This is a genomic window from Kitasatospora sp. NPDC091257 (assembly GCF_044757675.1).
Classification (GTDB): domain Bacteria; phylum Actinomycetota; class Actinomycetes; order Streptomycetales; family Streptomycetaceae; genus Kitasatospora; species Kitasatospora lactacystinica.
This window is the reverse complement of record NZ_JBIVVI010000955.1, coordinates 1-3,591: the sequence shown is the minus strand read 5'-3', so window position 1 is coordinate 3,591 and position 3,591 is coordinate 1. Positions and strand designations below refer to the sequence as shown.

At 66.6% G+C, this 3,591-nt stretch carries 1 protein-coding gene; it reads right to left on the bottom strand.

The features are described 5' to 3' along the window. Positions 1 to 107: 107 nt before the first annotated feature. Complete coding sequence (gene rpoB, locus ACIQOV_RS32680) at positions 108 to 3,584, bottom strand: DNA-directed RNA polymerase subunit beta (RefSeq protein ID WP_359897540.1); 3,477 nt, start codon at positions 3,582 to 3,584, stop codon at positions 108 to 110. Positions 3,585 to 3,591: the final 7 nt, after the last annotated feature.

Sequence of the window (3,591 nt, the reverse complement as noted above, 5' to 3'; positions counted from 1 at the left end):
TTTACACCCCGAACAGGGAAAACGCTTTGATTTGTTGTGTCTGGTTTTCTGTGGTGTGCTCTTCCGATCGGGGGGGCCGGCCGCTGCTGCGGCCGGCCCGGCCTCCGTCAGACCTCTTCGACGCTGCTCGGCTCGCGCCGGGACAGGTCGATGCCGAGCTCCTCGGCGGCGCGGAACACGTCCTCGTCGGAGTCCCGCATCTCGATGGACTGGCCGTCCGAGGACAGCACCTCCACGTTGAGGCAGAGCGACTGCATTTCCTTGATGAGGACCTTGAAGGACTCGGGAATGCCGGGCTCGGGGATGTTCTCGCCCTTGACGATGGCCTCGTAGACCTTGACTCGGCCGAGGACGTCGTCGGACTTGATGGTGAGGAGCTCCTGGAGCGCGTAGGCCGCGCCGTACGCCTCGAGGGCCCACACCTCCATCTCACCGAAGCGCTGACCACCGAACTGCGCCTTACCACCGAGCGGCTGCTGGGTGATCATCGAGTACGGACCGGTCGAACGGGCGTGCAGCTTGTCGTCGACCAGGTGGTGCAGCTTGAGGATGTACATGTAGCCGACCGAGACCGGCATCGGGAACGGCTCGCCGGAGCGGCCGTCGAACAGTCGGGCCTTGCCGGTGGAGTTCACCAGGCGCTCACCGTCACGGGTGAGGGTGGTGTTGTCCAGCAGGCCGGTGATCTCGTCCTCGCGGGCGCCGTCGAAGACCGGGGTGGCGAGGTTGGTGCCGCCCTCGACGGTGTCGGCGCCGATCGCCTGCAGGCGCTGGGCCCACTCGTCGGCCAGCCCGGAGACGTCCCAGCCCTGCTTGGCGAGCCACCCGAGGTGGATCTCCAGGACCTGTCCCGGGTTCATTCGGGACGGGACACCCAGCGGGTTGAGGATGATGTCGACCGGGGTGCCGTCCTCCAGGAACGGCATGTCCTCGACCGGCAGGATCTTCGAGATGACGCCCTTGTTGCCGTGACGGCCGGCGAGCTTGTCACCGTTGGTGATCTTGCGCTTCTGGGCCACGTAGACGCGGACCAGCTGGTTGACGCCCGGGGGCAGCTCGTCGCCCTCTTCGCGGTCGAAGACGCGGACGCCGATAACCTTGCCGGACTCACCGTGCGGGACCTTCAGCGAGGTGTCGCGGACCTCACGGGCCTTCTCACCGAAGATCGCGCGGAGCAGGCGCTCCTCCGGGGTCAGCTCGGTCTCGCCCTTGGGCGTGACCTTGCCGACCAGGATGTCGCCGGTGACGACGTCGGCGCCGATGCGGATGATGCCGCGCTCGTCGAGGTCCGCGAGGACCTCCTCGGAGACGTTCGGGATGTCCCGGGTGATCTCCTCGGGGCCGAGCTTGGTGTCACGGGCGTCGACCTCGTGCTCCTCGATGTGGATCGAGGAGAGGACGTCGTCCTGCACGAGGCGCTGCGACAGGATGATCGCGTCCTCGTAGTTGTGACCCTCCCACGACATGAACGCCACGAGCAGGTTCTTGCCGAGGGCCATCTCGCCCTCGTCGGTGCACGGGCCGTCGGCCAGCACCTGGTTGACCTCGACCCGGGCGCCCTCGTCCACGAGCACCTTCTGGTTGAAGGCGGTGCCCTGGTTCGAGCGGGTGAACTTGGCGGCGCGGTACGTGGTGTACGTGCCGTCGTCGTTGGCCACGGTGACGTAGTCGGCCGAGACCTCCTGGACGACACCGGCCTTCTCGGCGGTGATGACGTCCGCGGCGTCGACGGCGCAGCGGTACTCCATGCCGGTACCGACCAGCGGAGCCTCGCTCTTCAGCAGCGGCACCGCCTGGCGCATCATGTTCGAGCCCATGAGCGCGCGGTTGGCGTCGTCGTGCTCGAGGAACGGGATCATGGCGGTCGCGACCGACACCATCTGGCGCGGCGAGACGTCCATGTAGTCGATCTCGGTGCCCGGGATGTAGTCGATCTCGCCGCCACGGCGGCGGACCAGGACGCGCGGCTCGGCGAAGTGCAGGTCCGCGGTCAGCGGCGCGTTCGCCTGGGCGATGACGTAGCGGTCCTCCTCGTCGGCGGTCAGGTAGTCGACCTGCTCCGTGACGACACCCTCGATGACCTTGCGGTACGGGGTCTCGATGAAGCCGAACGCGTTGACCCGGCCGTACGAGGCGAGCGAGCCGATCAGACCGATGTTCGGGCCTTCGGGGGTCTCGATCGGACACATGCGGCCGTAGTGCGAGGGGTGCACGTCACGGACCTCGAAGCCGGCCCGCTCACGGGACAGACCACCGGGGCCCAGCGCGGACAGACGACGCTTGTGGGTCAGGCCCGACAGCGGGTTCGTCTGGTCCATGAACTGCGACAGCTGGCTGGTGCCGAAGAACTCCTTGATGGAGGCGACGACCGGCCGGATGTTGATCAGGGTCTGCGGCGTGATCGCCTCGACGTCCTGGGTGGTCATGCGCTCGCGCACGACGCGCTCCATACGGGCGAGACCCGTACGGACCTGGTTCTGGATGAGCTCGCCGACGTTGCGCAGGCGACGGTTGCCGAAGTGGTCGATGTCGTCGACCTCGACCACGATGTCGCGGCCTTCGTCGTCACGCCACTCGGTCTCGCCCGCGTGCAGCTTCACCAGGTACTTGATCGCACCGATGATGTCGGGCTCGGTGAGCACGCCGGAGTCCAGCGACTCGGCGTTGCCCAGCTTGCGGTTGACCTTGTAACGGCCGACCTTCGCGAGGTCGTAGCGCTTCGGGTTGAAGTACAGGTTCTCCAGAAGCGTCTGCGCGGCCTCGCGCGTGGGCGGCTCGCCCGGACGCAGCTTGCGGTAGATGTCCAGCAGCGCGTCGTCCTGGCCCTGGGTGTGGTCCTTCTCCAGGGTGGCGCGCATCGACTCGTACTCGCCGAACTCCTCGAGAATCATCTCGTTGGTCCAGCCGAGCGCCTTGAGCAGCACGGTGACGGACTGCTTGCGCTTGCGGTCGATGCGGACGCCGACCATGTCGCGCTTGTCGATCTCCATCTCCAGCCAGGCACCACGCGAGGGGATGACCTTGCAGGAGTAGATGTCCTTGTCGGACACCTTGTCCAGGGTGGAGTCGAAGTACACACCCGGGGAGCGGACGAGCTGCGACACGACGACACGCTCGGTGCCGTTGATCACGAACGTGCCCTTGTGGGTCATGAGCGGGAAGTCGCCCATGAAGACCGTCTGAGACTTGATCTCACCGGTCTCGTTGTTGGTGAACTCGGCCGTGACGAAGAGCGGGGCCGCGAACGTGAAGTCGCGGTCCTTGCACTCGTCAATGGAGTTCTTCGGCGGCTCGAAACGGTGGTCGCGGAAGGTCAGCGACATCGACCCGCTGAAGTCCTCGATCGGGGAGATCTCCTCGAAGATCTCCTCCAGACCGGACTTCGTGGGGACGTCCTGACCACTCTCCAGGGCCGCCTCGACCCGGGACTTCCAGGCCGCGTTGCCGAGCAGCCAGTCAAAGCTCTCGGTCTGCAGGGCCAGGAGGTTCGGGACCTCGAGGGGCTCCTTGATCTTCGCGAACGAGACGCGGAGCGGGGCGGTGGATGCGGCGGAATTGTTCGAGGCGTTGCGCGGCGCGGCCAAGAGGGGG